This window comes from Amycolatopsis regifaucium, assembly GCF_001613935.1.
GTDB lineage: Bacteria > Actinomycetota > Actinomycetes > Mycobacteriales > Pseudonocardiaceae > Amycolatopsis > Amycolatopsis regifaucium.
The window spans coordinates 44513-60417 of record NZ_LQCI01000050.1 but is presented as its reverse complement, the minus strand read 5'-3'; the positions used below and the strand labels follow the sequence as shown (position 1 = coordinate 60417).

The following is a 15905-nucleotide window of genomic DNA, read 5'->3' as shown; positions in this document are numbered from 1 at the left end:
CTAGTGCGCCTGGACTAACGGTCGGCTACTGTCGAGTAGCAACCCATACCGCCGGTACGCGAAGACGGCGGATGGCGTCTCGCCGCAGCAGCAACGGAGGTGCCCGGATGAGAAACCCCACCGGCCTCGCCACCTTGGTGGCGGGCAAGGTGACCGAGACCGTGCGCAGCATCGACGTGATGCGCCAAGCGGGCCTGCTCCCGATCCCACGGGTCGACGAGGGGCTGCGTTCGCTGGTCATGGTCCGGAAGTGGGGTCCGTTCGCCGGCGCGAACATGATCGCCGCCCGCCGGGACCCGACCGCCACGGGCATCATCGACGAACTCGGCCCGCTGACCTTCAAGCAGCTCGACACCCAGTCGAACGCGCTGGCCAGGGCCTGGTCCGAACGCGGCCTCGGCCCGGGTTCGGTGATCGCCGCGCTGTGCCGCGATCACCGCGGGCTCGTGCTGACGATGCTCGCCTCGGGCAAACTCGGCGCCAAGCTGCTGCTGATGAACACCGGGTTCGCCAAACCACAGCTCGCGGACGTCGCGAAGCGCGAAGGCGTCACCGCGCTCGTGTACGACCAGGAGTTCACCGATCTGCTGGACGCGGTCGAGGGCGACGTCGACCACTACCTCGCGTGGGTCGACTCGGACGCCGAGCTTTCCGGGCACGAGATCCCGATCATCACCGAGCTGGTCGCCAGCACCGACGACCGCCCGTGGCCGGCGCCCGCCAAACCGGGCGGCTTCATTCTCTTGACCAGCGGCACCACCGGGACGCCGAAGGGCGCGCCGCGGCCGCACACCTCCGCGCTCGCCTCGGCGCAGTTCCTCGACCGCATCCCGCTCCGGACCGGCGAAGCGACCTACATGGGCGCGCCGCTGTTCCACGGCACCGGGTTGTCGCAGTTCATCCTGTCCTTCGCGCTCGGCTCGAAGGTCGTCATGCGGCGCAAGTTCGTGCCGGAGGAGACGCTGCGCGGCGTCGCGGAGAACCGCTGCACCACGCTCGTTCTCGTGCCGACGATGCTGCAGCGGATCGTGGACCTGCCCGAAGAGATCCGCGCCAAGTACGACACCTCGTGCCTGCGGATCATCTTCGTGGCGGGCTCCGCGTTGTCACCGGATCTGGGGAACCGCGCCACCGCCGCGTTCGGCGACGTCGTGCACAACCTCTACGGTTCGACGGAGGTCGCGGTCGCGACGGTCGCGACGCCCGAGGACTGGCGCAAGGCGCCGGGCACGGTCGGCCGCGCGCCGGTGGGCTGCAAGGTCGCGCTGTACGACGAGAAGGGCCGCAAGATCACCGAGCCGCACGTCACCGGCCGGGTGTTCGTCGGCAGCGGGCTGAGCTTCCAGGGCTACACCGACGGGCGGAACAAGGAGATCATCGACGGGCTGCTCTCCAGCGGCGACGTCGGCCATTTCGACGAGGACGGCCTGCTGTTCATCGACGGTCGCGACGACGAAATGATCGTCTCCGGTGGTGAGAACGTCTTCCCGATAGAGGTGGAGAACCTCCTGGTCGAGCGCGAGGACGTACTCGAGGCGGCGGTCGTCGGCGTCGACGATCCCGAATTCGGGCAGCGGCTGAAGGCTTTCGTCGTGCGGGCCGAGAAGTCGGACCTGGACGTCGAGGGAGTGCGCGAGTACGTGCGGGCCAACCTGGCCCGGTACAAGGTGCCGCGTGACGTGGAGTTCCTCGACGAGCTACCGCGCAACGCGACCGGAAAGGTACTGCGCAACAAGCTGCACTAGTACTCCCAGTCGATCCCGAAGACCCCGGGACCGAAGTCGAGCGCGACCGCGTGGACGCCGCTGCCCTGGTCCGGTTTGAGTTCCCTCCGGTCCAGCGGCGACGTGCCTTGCCGCGAATATCGCCAGCACTTCGCGGGAATGGTGTCCGGGTCGAACCGGACCTCCAGCAAGTACTCCCGCACCGGACGCCGGAACTCGCGGTAATGCGTGTTCCGGCATTCCGGGTACGGCGGCCCCGGGTTGGTCAGGGAGTACTCGATCAGGTGAGTCTCGCCGCGGTCGATCGGCCGGTCGAAAAGCAGTTCGGCCACGGTGAGCCCGTGCTCGTCGTCGACTTCGGCGCGGCCGACGTGGCAGTTGCGCAGTGTGTTCAGCACCGGTGGGCCGGCGTCGGGATCGCCTTGGGCGTAGACCAGCAACCAGCGGTCCTGTCCGTCCGCGCCCGCCTGGAACACCGCCCTGGCGGTCACCGCGCGTTGCCCGCCGTCCGCGGCGATCTCGCACAGGTCGTGCAGGCCGACCAGTTTCAGCTGATGGTGTTGTTCGAGCGCGTTGGGCGCGCCGACCTTTTCCAGCAGGACCTGGAGCGCTTCGAGCGGGAAGGTCAGCGGCTGCTCGGTGGTGGCGCGGCTCCGGCGTGACGACGCCCCGCGCGGCCGTGGCGGCGGGAGCAGGCCGAGCAGCGAACCGGCGGGTACCGCCAAGACCTCTTCGAGGACCCGGACCGCGGACAACGAACTCTGCCGTTCCGGCTGACGTTTGCCCGATTGCCAGTAGCTCAGCGCGGTCACGCTCACCGACGCGCCGCGCGCGAGGAGCCGGGCTTGGATCCGGTCGAGGCTGAGCCCGCTCGTGGCGATGGCCGATCGCAGCGTCGAGGCGAAGGCCGTAGGCGGCTGGTCGTCCTCTTCCGTGATCGCGCTCCCCGCCACCATATGCCGCCCGACCGCCCCCGTCTGCCGCTTCTCGACACCGTCCGGTTGATAACAACACGAACAACATTATCAGTCTGTGGTAACGCTCCAGTGGCGCTGTCTGCCTGGGGAAAGCGACTTTCCGGATGAGCGATGTTAGTCCTTACGGCCTAGTACTGGTAACTGTGAATCATTGCCCGTCCGCCAAGGCACCGGCTTGCATGGCTCTCAGCAACGATCATCCTCCCGGGTGATCGCCCGCGGCGCGGCAGGAAGGGAACCAGTGAGCAAGTCCCGGAAGAACCTGAAGTCCCGAAAGACCCGGAGCGGCTTGATGGCGGGGGTCGCCCTCGCCGGGGTGACCGCGGCGGTCGCCACGTTCGGCGCGGGTGCGGCGCAGGCCGAGCAGCAAGGCGAGATCCGCGACGCGGGTGTGGCCAACGCCGTCGGCGGCAGCTACATCGTCGTGCTCAAGCCCGCCGCGGTCGGTCAGGGCGTGGCCCCGGCGAGCGAGATCACCGCGAATGTCGCCGCCAAGGCGCAGGGCCTCACCGGTCAGTACGGCACCACGCTTTCCCGCACGTTCGGTTCGGCGCTGAACGGCTTCTCGATCAAGGCCGACGAGGCCGCCGCGAAGCGCCTCGCCGCCGACCCGCAGGTCGCCTACGTCGTCCAGAACAAGACCTTCAAGATCAGCGAGACCCAGGACAATCCGCCGTCGTGGGGCCTCGACCGCGTCGACCAGGCGGACTTGCCGCTCGACACCAAGTACACCTATCCGACGAAGGCCGACAACGTCACCGCCTACGTCATCGACACCGGTGTCCGCGGCTCGCACCAGGACTTCGGTGGCCGCGCGACCGGCGGCAAGGACTTCGTCGACAACGACGACACCCCCGACGACGAGCACGGTCACGGCACGCACGTCGCCGGCACCATCGGCGGCACCGAGTACGGCCTGGCCAAGGGCGTGAAGATCGTCGGCGTCCGCGTGCTCGACGCCAACGGCAGTGGCACCACCGAAGGTGTCGTCGCCGGGGTCGACTGGGTAGCGGCGAACGCCAAGGGCCCGTCGGTCGCCAACATGAGCCTGGGCGGCGGCGCGGACGACGCCCTGGACGCGGCGGTCAAGGGCGCCATCGGCAAGGGCGTGACCTTCGCGCTCGCGGCCGGCAACGAGTCCTCCGACGCCGGTAATACCTCGCCCGCCCGCGTCAAGGAGGCCATCACGGTGGCCGCCAGCGACAAGACCGACAAGCAGGCCGGTTTCTCGAACTACGGTTCGGTCGTCGACCTCTACGCCCCGGGTGTCGACATCACGTCGTCGTGGGGAACCGGTGACGACGCCGACAACACCATCAGCGGGACTTCGATGGCTTCGCCGCACGTCGCCGGTGCTGCCGCGCTCTACCTCTCAGCCCACCCTGACGCCACCCCGGCCCAGGTCGCCGAAGGTCTGGTCGCCGCGGCCGCCGACGGCAAGATCAGCAACCCGACCGGTGGCACGGCGAACAAGCTGCTCCAGGTGAAATAGGGCCCTCTCGACAGGCTGCCCCCGGCGAACCCCAGGCACCGGGGGCAGCCACCTGTCCGAGGGTCCCCGAGACTTGTTACCAACGGGTAAGCTCCAGCCCATGGTGCTGCGGAAGAACATCCTGATCACCGGGGCGAGCTCCGGACTCGGCGAGGGAATGGCCAGGCAGTACGCCGCCAGAGGTCGCAACCTGGCGTTGGCCGCCCGTCGTCTCGACCGGCTCGAAACCCTAGCCACGGAGCTCAAGAAGGCTTACCCGGGCATCACCGTGGTCACCCGGAAGCTGGACGTGAACGATCACGACCAGGTCTTCACCGTCTTCGAGGAGTTCCGCGAGGAGCTCGGCTCACTCGACCGCGTGATCGTGAACGCGGGGCTGGGCAAGGGACAGCCGATCGGCTCGGGCCGGTTCGACGCCAACCGCCAGACCCTGCGGACGAACTTCCTCGCCGCGGCCGCCCAGATCGAGGCCGCCGTCGGCATCTTCCGCGAGCAGAAGGACGGCCACCTCGTGGTCGTCTCCTCTTTCTCCGCGCTTCGCGCCTTCCCCGGAAACCTGACCGCGTACGCCGCCTCGAAGGCGGGCATCTGGGCGTTCGCCGAGGGCACTCGGATCGAGCTGATGAAGACGCCGATCAAGGTCACCACGCTGTTGCCCGGGTTCATCGAATCGGAGATGAACGACGACATCTCGAAGGTCCCGCTCGGCACGAAGGCCGAGCCCGGCGCGCAGGCGATGGTGAAGGCGATCGAATCCGAGGCGGCGAAGGCGTTCGTGCCGTCGTGGCCGTGGGGTGTGCTCGCACGGGTGTTCCGGTTCATCCCCGCGTCGGTGCTGAAGAAGTTCGCATGACGCCGGCCTCCGACCAGACCGTCGAGGTGCGCGGCGAGGACTCGTTCGATCCCGCCGCGGTGCACGCCTGGCTGACCGGCCGGGTGTCAGGACTCGGCGATGCGCCGCCCGAGGTCCGCCAGTTCCCGGGCGGTGCCTCGAATCTCACGTATCTGCTGAGCTATCCCGGCCGGGAGCTGATCCTGCGGCGCCCGCCCGCCGGGCACAAGGCCGCGTCCGCGCACGACATGCGCCGCGAGTTCCGGGTCCAGCGCGCGTTGCGACCGGTCTTTCCTTACGTGCCCGAGGTGCTCGCCTTCTGCGGCGACGAGACCGTACTGGGCGGCGATTTCTACGTGATGGAGCGGCTGGAAGGCCTGATCCTGCGCGGAGATCTGCCCGCGGGACTCGAGCTGTCCCCGGATCAGGCAAGCGAGCTGTGCGGCAAGGTCGTCGACCGGCTGGTCGAGCTGCACGCCGTCGACGTCGAGGCCGCCGGGCTGGCCGACCTCGGCAAGGGGGCGGGTTACGTCGAGCGTCAGGTGCGCGGCTGGTCCGAGCGATTCCGTAAGGCACGCACGGAAAACGTTCCAGATTGCGCCGAAGTGATGGCGTGGCTGGCGGACAATCAACCCGCCGAGGTCAAGATCTGCTTGATCCACAACGATTACCGGCTCGACAACCTGGTGCTCGACGACGGCCTCGGCATCATCGGCGTCCTCGACTGGGAGATGGCCACCCTCGGCGATCCGCTGATGGAACTGGGCAGCACGCTCGCGTATTGGGTACAGGACGATGACGACGACGTCATGAAGCTCAGCCGTCGCCAGCCAACACACGTGCCGGGGATGTACACGCGCGAGGAGTTCGTGCGGCGGTACGCGGAGCGGTCCGGCCTCGGGATCGGCGACTGGACGTTCTACGAGGTGTACGGCCTGTTCCGGCTCGCGGTGGTGATCCAGCAGCTCTACTACCGCTTCCACAATGGACAGACGAGCAACCCGGCCTTCGAGGATCTGTGGCAGTTCGTCGGCTATCTCGACGGGCGATGCCGCCGGATCATCGCGGAGGGTCACGCGTAGATGGGTGCGATCTACCTGGTCCGTCACGGGCAGGCATCGTTCGGTGCGGAGAACTACGACCAGCTCTCGCCGCGCGGGTTCGAACAGTCCACTGTGGTCGGTTCGGAACTGCTGCGGCGCGGCGTCGAGTTCACCCAAGCGCGTTCCGGCTCCCTGGCCCGCCAACGGGACACGGCCGCGACGGCGTTGAAGGTGCTCGGTTCCGGGATCGCCGTGGTCGAGGACGAGCGCTGGAACGAGTACGACCACGTCGACATCGCGAAGTACCACGCAGCCGGGGTGCGGCAGACCGATTCCCGGGCATATCAGGCCGCTTTGGACGGTGCGCTGAACGCGTGGGTCTCGGCGGGGGAGACCAGCCCGTGCGCCGAAACCTGGCCCGCGTTCCTGGCGCGTGTCAAAGGCGCGCTGGCCGATGTCGTGGCTTCACTGGGCAAGGGCGAGCACGCCGTCGTGTTCAGTTCGGGCGGGGTCATCGCCACGGTCTGCGGCGCGCTCATGGGCACCCCCGAGGCCGGCCTGCTGAAACTGAACCGGGTCACCGTGAACGCGGGCATCACCAAACTGGTGTCCGGCCGCGGCGGGGTGACCATGCTGTCGTTCAACGAACATCCGCACTTCGAGGCGGAAGCCGCGGAACTGCTCACCTACCGCTAGGGAGGAACGCGATGTCGTTCGGCCAGGTCACGGTCATCCCGGTGAACGGGCACGGCCCCGAAGACGTCGTGGTCGACGACCAGGGGCACGTCTACACCGGTGTCGACGACGGGCGCATCCTCCGCGTCACGGCGGACGGCAAGCGGATCGACGTCCTCGGCGACACCGGCGGGCGTCCGCTCGGGCTGGAGTTCTACGGCGACGATCTCCTGATCTGCGACGCCAAGGCCGGTCTGCTCACCATGCCGCTCGCGGGTGGCTCGGTGACGACCTTGGCGACGGCCGCCGCCGGACTCGATTTCGTGTTCTGCAACAACGCCGCCGTGGCGAAGGACGGGACGGTGTACTTCACCGATTCGTCCCGGCTCTTCGGCATCGAGAACTGGCGAGACGATCTGATCGAGCAGACCGGCGGCGGACGTCTCCTTCGGCGGACCCCGGACGGGAAGATCGACCAGCTCGCCGACGGTTTGCAGTTCGCCAACGGCGTCGCGCTGCCGCCCGACGAGTCCTATGTGGCCGTCGCGGAGACCGGCGCCTGCCGGGTCGCCCGCGTCTGGCTCACCGGCGACCGCGCCGGAACCCGTGACGTGCTGGTCGACGATCTGTGGGGCTACCCCGACAACATCTCGACCGGCAGCGACGGGCTGATCTGGATCACCGTGGCGAGTCCGAAGGTGCCCGCGCTTTCCTTGGTGCGCAAGCTTCCCGCGCCGCTGCGCGCCCGTGTCCGCGCGCTGCCGACGGCGCTGCAGCCCGCACCCGCGCGCGAATGCGGCGTGCGCGGGGTGACGCCGGACGGGAAGCAGGTGCACGAACTGCGCGGGGAGATCGACGGGTTCCATGTGCTCGTCGGGGTCCGTGAACGGGCCGGGACGCTTTACTTCGGGTCGCTGGAGGACAACGCGATCGCCGTGACGACGGTCTGAGTCCGCTGGTCATGAGTGGTGACACGCCTTCCCCAGTACATGATGGCCCCCTTCCTTGCGCTAGGCGCAAGGAAGGGGGCCATCATGTACTTCACGCAGGTACCGACCACGCTCCGGGACTCTCAGTCCAGGCAGAATTCGTTGCCCTCCGGGTCGGTCATCACGATGAACCCGTGGCTCATCGGGGGTTCGGGCTCGTGACGGCGTACCCGCTTCGCGCCGAGCGCGACCAGCCTGTCGCATTCCGCCTCGAGCACCGCCATGCGCTCGTCCCCGTGGAGCCCCGGGGCGGCGCGGATGTCGATGTGGACACGGTTCTTGGCGACCTTGTCCTCCGGGACCTGCTGGAAGAACAGGCGCGGTCCGATTCCGTCGGGGTCCTGGACGGCCGAGCTGGAATTGCGCTGATCCTCGGGCACGCCGACCCGTTCGAGGAACTCTTCCCAGGCGGAGAGCGGGTCGGCGCCCTCGGGTAGCTCGACACCCGGCGGAGCGGGGTGGACGTAGCTCAAGGCGTCACGCCAGAAGGTCGACAGGCCCTTGGGGTCGTGGGCGTCGAAGGTGATCTGGATTTCGCGGCTCTTTCGGCTCATGAAGACATCCTGACACCTCTAGCGGACAGGATCGGTCCGCTATCTCTGACACAGTGGGTGACATGGAGGACGAGCGAGGCACCACGGAGCGGGTGCTCACCCTGCTCGGGTTGCTGCAGCAGCGTCAGGTCTGGACCGGCCCCGAACTCGCCGACCGGCTCGGGGTCACGCCGCGCACGATCCGCCGCGACATCGAGCGGCTGCGGGCGCTCGGATATCCGGTGCGGGCCGGCAACGGGGTCGGCGGCGGATATCAGCTCGGTCCGGGGCAGGACATGCCGCCGTTGCTGCTCGATGACGAGGAGGCGATCGCCACCGCGGTGTCGCTGCTGGCCGGGGCGGGTGACGGCGATGCCGCGCTTCGGGCGCTCACCAAACTCGACCGGGTGTTGCCGATCCGGCTGCGGCACGCGGTGCGCGCGCTGTCGGGCTCGGTGGTCGCCTTCGACGGCAGCCGCGCCTCGATCGACCCCGACGTGCTCATGACGCTGGCCCGGGCCTGCCGGGACGAGGTCGAAGCGGGGTTCGACTATTCGTCGTCCGGACGGCGAAGGGTTGAGCCGTACCGCCTGGTCGCCTCCGGAAAGCGCTGGTATCTGTTCGCCTACGACCTCGATCGCGAAGACTGGCGTACCTTCCGCGTCGACAGGATGTCCGGGGTTTCCGCGCGGGCGTGGCGGTTCCGGCCGCGTTCGGCGCCCGACGCAGCGGCCTACGTGCAGGAAAGTGTGGCCAGCCGGGTCTATCAGTATCAGGCGCGGTTCCTGGTGCACGCGCCCGCCGAGGTCGTGCGGGCGCAGATTCCGGCGTCGGCGGCGGTGGTACGGCCGAAGGGGGCCGCGCGGTGCGAGGTGCTGAGCGGGGCGGGGGATCTCGACTTCCTGCTGATGCACGTGGTCGTGCTGGGCCACGTTTTCGAGGTGATCGAGCCGGCCGAACTGCGCGAACGGTGCCGGGTGTTGGGGGAGCGGCTACTGGGGGCGGCCGGTCCCGTTTCGTGAGTGGTAAGGGTCAGCGGCCGGTCCACCGGGGGGTTCGTCCAGCGGTCCAGGCCGCGTAGAACTCCCCGTGGTCCTTCGCGGTCATCAGCAGCGCCTGCGTGATCGCCTCGAGTTCGATGGAGCTGCCCAGGTCCATGTCCAGCTCGCGGGTCAGCAGAACCTTCGTGGTCCCGTAGGCCAACGCCGGACCGTCCGCCAGCCGACGGGCCAGCGCCGACGCCGTGGCACCCAGTTCGGCATCCTCGACGACCTGCGAGGCCAGGCCGATCGTTTCCGCGCGAGCCGCGTCGATCTTGTCGCCCAGCATCAGCAACTCCGTCGCCCGGCCCAGGCCGACCAGCCGCGGCAGCAGGTACGCCGAGCCCATGTCCGCCCCGGCCAGTCCGACCTTCGTGAACAGGAACGCGAATTTCGCCGACGACGCGAGCAGCCGGAAGTCGCTCGCCAGCGCGATCACCGAACCCGCGCCCGCCGCGACCCCGTTCACCGCGGCGATCACCGGGATGGGGCACTCGCGCAGCGCCTTCACCACCGCACCGGTCATGCGAGTGAATTCCAGCAGTTCCGCGGTCTCCATTTTCTGCAGTTCGCCGATGATCTCCTCGACGTCGCCGCCGGAGCAGAACCCCCGTCCGCGGCCGGTGATGACCAGCACCCGGACGTCGCCGCGATGCGGCAGTTCGGCCAGCAGGTCCCGGAGGTCCGCGTAGACGTCGAAGGTGAGCGCGTTCAGCTTTTCGGGGCGGTCCAAGGTGACCGTGGCGACGCCGTCGTCCACGGTGAACTCGAAATGTTCCCAGTTCGCGGTGATCGGCGGTGTGGCGCGGAACGGGCTCATGACTGGATCCCACCTCCATCGAGGACGAGTGTCTGTCCGTTGATCGCGGCGGCTTCGAGCGCCGCGAAGAAGGCCACCGCGTGGGCGACCTCGTCGGGTTCGAGCAGGCGGCCGAGCGGGGACGCGGCCGCGAGGGCGGCTTCCGCGTCGGCTTCGTCCCGGCCGGTCCGCTCCCGGATCCTGGCCACCGAAGCGGCCGTCATGTCGGTGCGCACGAAGGCCGGGCAGACGGCGTTCGCGGTGACGCCGGTGCCGGTGACCTCGGCGGCGGTGGCCCGCATCAGCCCGACGGCGGCGTGCTTCGACGCGGTGTAACCGGCCGTGTAGCGGTAGCCGATATGCGACGCCGTCGAGGCGACCGTGACGATCCGGCCGGTGTCCCGTGCCCGCATGCCGGGCAGAACCGCCCGCGTGCAAAGAAAAGCACCGGTCGCGTTGACGTCGATCTGAGTACGCCATTGGTCGAGCGACGTCTTCGCCAGCGGGGCGCTCGCCGAGATCCCGGCGTTGTTCACCAGCACGTCCACCGGGCCGAGAGCCTCGAAATACCGGGCGACGGCAGCCTCGTCGGTGACGTCGCAGTCGGCCCGGCCGGGTGCGTGTACTTGGTCGCCCGCGGCCTGGAACCGGGCGGCGACGGCCGCGCCGATCCCGCGTGTCCCGCCGGTGACGACGACGATCCTGCTCACTGCGCCTCCACCCGGCGCAGCGCGCGCCGATCGAGTTTTCCGTTGGCGGTGCGGGGGAGTTCGGTCACGAACACCACCTCGCGCGGATACTTGTGTTTCGCCAGCTGCGTCCGCGCGTGGTCCTTCAGTTCGTCGGCGGTCACGGAAGCGCCCTCCGCCAGCACGACGCACGCCCGCGGGACCACCAGCCCGTCGACGGTCACCCCCAGCACCGCGCAGTCGACGACGGCGGGATGGCCGATGAGGCAGTCTTCGATCTCGCTCGGCGCGACGAACACGCCGGACACCTTCAGCAGGTCGTCGGCGCGGCCGTGGTGGTGGAAGTACCCGTCGGCGTCGCGGCTGAACAGGTCACCGGTGCGCAGGGTGTCGCCGTGGAAGGTCCGCGCGGTCTTCTCCGGGTCGCCGTGGTACTCGCGGGCGATGGTCGGCCCGGTGACCTCCAGGGTGCCGATCTCGCCGTCCGGCAAGGCTTCGCCGGTCTCGCCGAGGATCCGCGCGGTGTAACCGGGCACCTCACGGCCGAGACTGCCGACCCGCTGGGCGCCGGGGGTGTTGGAGAGATAGATATGGTACGCCTCCGAGGAGCCGATGCCGTCGATCACCGGGACCCCGAAGACGTTGTCCCACTTGCGGTGCAGCTCCGAAGGCAATGCTTCACCCGCCGACGTCGCGAGCCGGAGGGAACTCATGTCCACTCCTGCCGCCGCCGGATCGGCGATCATCGCGCTCATCATGGTCGGCACGTTCACCAGGATCGTCGGACGGTAGCGCTCGATCAGGGAGAACAGCAGGCTCGCGGTACTGCGCTGCGGGAAGACGACCCCGGACGCGCCGACGCCGAACGGGAACAACGCGGTCAGATCGCGCGCGTAGCCGAAGAACAGCTTCGGCACGGCCAGCACGCGGTCGTCCTCGCGCAGGTCGAGCACGCCGAGCGCGTACCGCTCGAAGCTCTCCACCGCACTCCGTGCCGGGTGCACGCAGGCCTTGGGCGAGCCGGTGCTGCCGGTGGTGAACTTCCAGATCGCGACGTCGTCCAGCGTGGTCGGCGCCGCTTCGAGTTCGGCGGGAGCCGACGCGACCAGCGAGTCGAACGAGTGCTCGCCGGGTGCCAGGGCGACGTCGCCGATGACCAGCAGGTTCCGCGCCCCGGCCTCGCGCAGCGCGGGCAGCGTCGACGCGTCGGCGATGACCACCACGGCCTCGGTGTAGTTCAGGTAGTACGCGTAGTCCTTGGGCTGCAGGAACGAGTAGACCTCGGCGGTGACCGCGCCGATCTTCTGCGCCGCGTACCAGACGGCGACGAACTCGACGCTGTCGTTCAGCGCCAGCAGCACCCGCTGTCCACTTCGGACACCGAGGTCCCGCAACACGTTGCCTGCCCGGTTCACCAGCGCCGCCAGCTCCGCGTAGGTGACTTCCTCGTCACCGCACAGCAACGCCGTCCGCTCACCGGGGAGGCGATCCACGAAATGGGTCGCCAGGTTGAAGGTCATACCAGCTCCCGGATCGCCTCGACCAGGATGTCGGTGAGCACCGAGAACGTTTCTTCGCCTTCTTCGGCGGTCGCCAGGGCGGGCTCCCCGCAGTAGGCGTCGGTCATCCCGGCCGAGACGAAGTCCGTGGCATCGCCGCGCGCCAGATCGACGTGGACGGGGCGCAGCTCGCGTTGGATCGTGACGTCGACCAGATCGGGCCGGTCCGCCAGCACGAGCGACGTCTCGTAGCGCCCGGCGTGGCACGCGCCGGAGCGGAACTCGTCGGTGAGCCGCGCCGCGTGCCGGCGACGCACCAAATCCACGAAACCGATCCCGACGCCGTGCTTCGCTTCCACGGTCTCCACCACCCGCCGGAGCACGACCAGGTGGGCAGGCTCGAAATGGTTGTTGACCAGCAGGACGCGGGGCAGTCCCTGTTCGATGAGCGCGCCGCAGATGTCGGTCAGCAGGGCGTGCAAGGTCTCCTCGCCGATCGGGATGCCGCCCGCGAACCCCGCCGCGAAGCGGGTCACGCCGTAGGGCACCTCCGGCAGGATCAGGACGCGGATACCGGGATCACCGGCCAGCCGCGCCGCGGCGCGCTCGCACATTCCTCGCGAGATCAGGGGGTCGGTGTTCAGCGGGGCGTGCGGTCCGTGCGGTTCGACGGCGCCCACCGGAAGCAGCAGGACCGGAACGCGCTCGTGCGACGCGAGTGCCGCGACCTGACGTGAGCTCAAATCCGCGAAGTACGTCACCCGAATCAAGCTACACCGCAGCGGCCTGAGGTGTATAGAGTTGCCTTCATGCCCGCATCGTCCCCGCTGCACGGTGATCCAGCTCCCCAAGAGCTGGTGATGACGCTGCTCGGCACCTACGTTTCGCCACGCGAGAGCCGCCGTGTCTGGTCCGGTGGCCTCGTCAGCGTGCTGGCCGGGCTCGGTTTTTCCGACGGCGCGGCGCGGATCGCGCTCGCCAGGCTCGCCCGCCGCGACCTGCTCGCCCGGCACAAGGCGGGGCGGCTGGTCCACTACTCGCTGACCCGCCGCACGATCGCGCTGCTGGAGGACGGCGACCGCCGGATCTTCTCCCTGGGCAGACGCGAACGCGCGGTCGGGGAGTGGACCGTGCTGTGGCAGAGCATCCCGGAAACCCGCCGTCAGGCGCGGGAGCGGCTGGTCCGCCGCCTGCGCTTCCTCGGCTTCGGGCCGGTCCAGGACGGCACCTGGATCGCCCCGCACGACCGTGAGGCCGAGGTGCTCGCCCTGCTGGCCGAGCTCGACGTCTCCGAACACGCCGGGCTGATGCTCGGCAAACCGTCGCTCGCGCTCGACGTGCGGCGGTTCGCCGAACGTGCTTGGAACCTCGACAGCCTGGCGGCGCGTTACGACGCGTTCGTCCGGGATTTCGGCGGATATTCAGGCGAGCTGCCTGATGCCGAGGCGTTCCAGGTCCGAACCTGGCTGACGCACACCTTCCGCGCCTTCCCGTCGCTCGATCCGGAACTCCCGGTCGAACTCGTACCGGCTCCGCCGAACCGGGCGGCCGCGGTCGAACTCTTTCACGATCTTTACCAGGCCTTGGCTCCGGCGGCGCAACGCCATTTCGATGAGGTGACAGAAAAATGAATGACACGCAAGCGGCATTGAGTTATACGTCCTACCTTTCGCTGGACGAATTGCTGGACTCCCAGCATCCCCGCTCCGACGAACACGATGAATTGCTCTTCATCGTCATCCACCAAGTGTATGAACTTTGGTTCAAACAAGTTCTCCACGAGGCGCTTTACCTGCAGGAGCAACTCGAGGCGGGTAACACCGCTCACGCCATCCGCACACTGCGGCGGATTCTGACTATCTTCAAGGTGGTGGTCGCGCAGATCGATGTGCTCGAGACGATGACCCCGAGCCAGTTCACCACTTTCCGTGCGCGACTCGACGCTTCGAGCGGGTTCCAGTCGGCTCAGTTCCGCGTTCTGGAGGCCGTGCTCGGCCGCCGGGACGAGCGGGTGTTCGCGCATTACCCCGAAGGCGGTGCGCAACGCGCCCAAATCGCCGACGCGATGTCCCGGCCGTCGCTCTTCGATTCCTTCGTCAAGTACCTCGCGGTGAAGGATTACGACGTTCCGGCCGGGCGTGACGTCAGCAAGCCACTCGAACCCTCTCCGGCGCTCCAAGAGGTTCTGCTGCAGGTTTATCGCGATGACACCGGGCCGTCAGTCGTGGCGGAGCACCTGGTCGACCTGGACGAAGGGATGCAGGAGTGGCGGTATCGGCACGTGAAGATGGTCGAGCGCACCATCGGGGACAAGACGGGGACGGGGGGTTCGTCGGGGGCGCATTACCTGCGTACGACGCTTTTCCGCCCTATGTTCCCGGACCTCTGGGCAGTGCGGAGCCGACTTTGACGACTCTCGGCGAACTCCGCCGTGACCCCAACGCGCTCGCGGCGCACTACACGAAATTCGGGGTGGCGGACCGGGTCCTGCTGACCGGGCATTCGCACCAGGCGTGGCCGGACGTCGCCGAGGAAGGTCTCCGCGAAGCCTTCGCCGACGCGGCCGAAGAGGTCGACACGAAATGGGACCGCGCCTTCGCGAAGGCCGACGAGATGCGGGCCGGGTTCCGGGCGCTGCTCGGCGACCCGCACGGTGACATCGCGCTCGGCGCCAGCACTCATGACCTGGTGATCCGGTTCCTGTCGGCGATGGACCTGCGCGGGCGTCCCCGGATCGTCTCGACCGACGGCGAGTTCCACACGCTGCGGCGTCAGCTGGCCCGGCTGGCCGAGGAAGGCGTCGAGGTGGTCCGCGTCCCCGCGACGCCCGTCACCACGCTGGCCGAACGCGTCGCGGCCGAAGTCACCGAAGACACGGGCGCGGTGCTCGTCTCGGCCGTGCTGTTCGAGACCTCCCGGCTCGTGCCGGGACTGGCCCACCTCGCCGACGTCTGCCTTTCGAAGTCGGTGAACCTCGTCGTCGACGCCTACCACGCGCTCGGCGCCGTCCCGTTCGCGCTGCACGACCTCGGGCTCACCAACGCCTGGGTGCTCGGCGGCGGCTACAAGTACCTGCAGCTCGGCGAAGGCAACTGTTTCCTGCGGATGCCCGCGCACGCGCAGGAACTGCGCCCGGTGGTCACCGGCTGGTACGCGGAGTTCGGCGCGCTCGCGGACGAGCGCCGACCCGGCCAGGTCGCCTACGCCACTGGATCGGACAGGTTCGCCGGCGCGACCTACGACCCCACGAGCCACTACCGGGGCGCGCGCGTCTTCCGGTTCTTCGCCGAACAGGGGCTCACGCCGGAGTTCCTGCGCGAGGTGTCGCGGCACCAGGTCGGCTTCCTCGCCGAGGGCTTCGACAAGCTCGGCCTGCCCGACGACGTCATCACGCGTGACCGGGAGACGCCGCTGGACCGCATCGGCGGCTTCCTGTCGCTGAAATGCGCCGACGCCGGTGCGCTGCAGGCCGCCCTCGCCGAACGAGGCGTCCGGACCGACAGCCGCGGCGCTTATCTGCGGTTCGGGCCCGCGCCTTACCTGTCCGACGACCAGCTGGACTCCGCGCTCCGCGTCCTCGACGAGGTCGTCCGGGGCTGACCTGTTTCGAGAA

Annotated in this window: 16 protein-coding genes; 10 read left to right on the top strand and 6 right to left on the bottom strand. The window is 68.7% G+C overall.

Features of this window, described 5'->3' with window-relative positions:
* Positions 1–107 precede the first annotated feature (107 nt).
* Positions 108–1745: an acyl-CoA synthetase gene (locus tag AVL48_RS33090; RefSeq protein WP_061981511.1), complete on the top strand. Its 1638-nt coding sequence runs from the start codon at positions 108–110 to the stop codon at positions 1743–1745.
* On the opposite strand, the gene AVL48_RS33085 is transcribed toward AVL48_RS33090, so the two are convergent.
* Positions 1742–2680 carry a hypothetical protein gene (locus tag AVL48_RS33085; protein ID WP_177242308.1) on the bottom strand — a complete coding sequence of 313 codons (939 nt, stop codon included), beginning with the start codon at positions 2678–2680 and terminating at the stop codon, positions 1742–1744. The genes AVL48_RS33090 and AVL48_RS33085 overlap by 4 nt on opposite strands.
* A gap of 262 nt (positions 2681–2942) precedes the next feature.
* On the opposite strand from AVL48_RS33085, the gene AVL48_RS33080 reads away from it, so the two are divergent.
* The 5 genes from AVL48_RS33080 to AVL48_RS33060 all read left to right on the top strand — a co-directional run bounded on the left by AVL48_RS33080 (position 2943) and on the right by AVL48_RS33060 (position 7693).
* Positions 2943–4193 (top strand): S8 family peptidase, encoded by a 1251-nt coding sequence (locus tag AVL48_RS33080; RefSeq protein ID WP_082857849.1) that lies wholly within the window; start codon positions 2943–2945, stop codon positions 4191–4193.
* A gap of 100 nt (positions 4194–4293) precedes the next feature.
* Complete coding sequence (locus AVL48_RS33075) at positions 4294–5046, top strand: SDR family oxidoreductase (RefSeq protein ID WP_061981512.1); 753 nt, start codon at positions 4294–4296, stop codon at positions 5044–5046.
* A complete protein-coding gene (locus AVL48_RS33070; protein ID WP_061981513.1) occupies positions 5043–6107 on the top strand; it encodes a phosphotransferase family protein in 1065 nt (354 codons plus the stop codon). The genes AVL48_RS33075 and AVL48_RS33070 overlap by 4 nt, the downstream gene beginning before the upstream one ends.
* The gene (locus AVL48_RS33065; RefSeq protein ID WP_061981514.1) at positions 6108–6764 is read left to right on the top strand and encodes a histidine phosphatase family protein; all 657 of its coding nucleotides are present in this window, start codon (positions 6108–6110) and stop codon (positions 6762–6764) included. It begins immediately after the preceding gene.
* Positions 6765–6775: 11 nt separating this feature from the next.
* Positions 6776–7693 carry an SMP-30/gluconolactonase/LRE family protein gene (locus AVL48_RS33060; protein WP_061981515.1) on the top strand — a complete coding sequence of 306 codons (918 nt, stop codon included), beginning with the start codon at positions 6776–6778 and terminating at the stop codon, positions 7691–7693.
* Between the two features lie 122 nt (positions 7694–7815).
* On the opposite strand, the gene AVL48_RS33055 is transcribed toward AVL48_RS33060, so the two are convergent.
* Positions 7816–8286: a VOC family protein gene (locus AVL48_RS33055; RefSeq protein WP_061981516.1), complete on the bottom strand. Its 471-nt coding sequence runs from the start codon at positions 8284–8286 to the stop codon at positions 7816–7818.
* 62 nt (positions 8287–8348) lie between these two features.
* On the opposite strand from AVL48_RS33055, the gene AVL48_RS33050 reads away from it, so the two are divergent.
* The gene (locus AVL48_RS33050; protein WP_061981517.1) at positions 8349–9287 is read left to right on the top strand and encodes a helix-turn-helix transcriptional regulator; all 939 of its coding nucleotides are present in this window, start codon (positions 8349–8351) and stop codon (positions 9285–9287) included.
* A gap of 10 nt (positions 9288–9297) precedes the next feature.
* On the opposite strand, the gene AVL48_RS33045 is transcribed toward AVL48_RS33050, so the two are convergent.
* From AVL48_RS33045 to AVL48_RS33030, 4 genes are read right to left on the bottom strand one after another with little or no spacing between them, the layout of a single operon-like run.
* Positions 9298–10125, bottom strand: coding sequence for an enoyl-CoA hydratase family protein (locus tag AVL48_RS33045; RefSeq protein WP_061981518.1), 828 nt, complete (start codon positions 10123–10125; stop codon positions 9298–9300).
* Positions 10122–10814 carry an SDR family NAD(P)-dependent oxidoreductase gene (locus tag AVL48_RS33040; protein WP_061981519.1) on the bottom strand — a complete coding sequence of 231 codons (693 nt, stop codon included), beginning with the start codon at positions 10812–10814 and terminating at the stop codon, positions 10122–10124. Before AVL48_RS33040 ends, AVL48_RS33045 begins: the two co-directional genes overlap by 4 nt.
* A complete protein-coding gene (locus tag AVL48_RS33035; protein ID WP_061981520.1) occupies positions 10811–12313 on the bottom strand; it encodes a benzoate-CoA ligase family protein in 1503 nt (500 codons plus the stop codon). The genes AVL48_RS33040 and AVL48_RS33035 overlap by 4 nt, the downstream gene beginning before the upstream one ends.
* A complete protein-coding gene (locus AVL48_RS33030; RefSeq protein WP_061981521.1) occupies positions 12310–13053 on the bottom strand; it encodes a creatininase family protein in 744 nt (247 codons plus the stop codon). The genes AVL48_RS33035 and AVL48_RS33030 overlap by 4 nt, the downstream gene beginning before the upstream one ends.
* Positions 13054–13101: 48 nt before the next feature.
* On the opposite strand from AVL48_RS33030, the gene AVL48_RS33025 reads away from it, so the two are divergent.
* From AVL48_RS33025 to AVL48_RS33015, 3 genes are read left to right on the top strand one after another with little or no spacing between them, the layout of a single operon-like run.
* Positions 13102–13923, top strand: a complete 822-nt coding sequence (locus tag AVL48_RS33025) for a PaaX family transcriptional regulator (RefSeq protein ID WP_061981522.1) — start codon at positions 13102–13104, stop codon at positions 13921–13923.
* The gene (locus tag AVL48_RS33020) at positions 13920–14702 is read left to right on the top strand and encodes a tryptophan 2,3-dioxygenase (protein WP_061981523.1); all 783 of its coding nucleotides are present in this window, start codon (positions 13920–13922) and stop codon (positions 14700–14702) included. Before AVL48_RS33025 ends, AVL48_RS33020 begins: the two co-directional genes overlap by 4 nt.
* Positions 14699–15892, top strand: a complete 1194-nt coding sequence (locus AVL48_RS33015; protein WP_061981524.1) for a PLP-dependent aminotransferase family protein — start codon at positions 14699–14701, stop codon at positions 15890–15892. Before AVL48_RS33020 ends, AVL48_RS33015 begins: the two co-directional genes overlap by 4 nt.
* Positions 15893–15905: the final 13 nt, after the last annotated feature.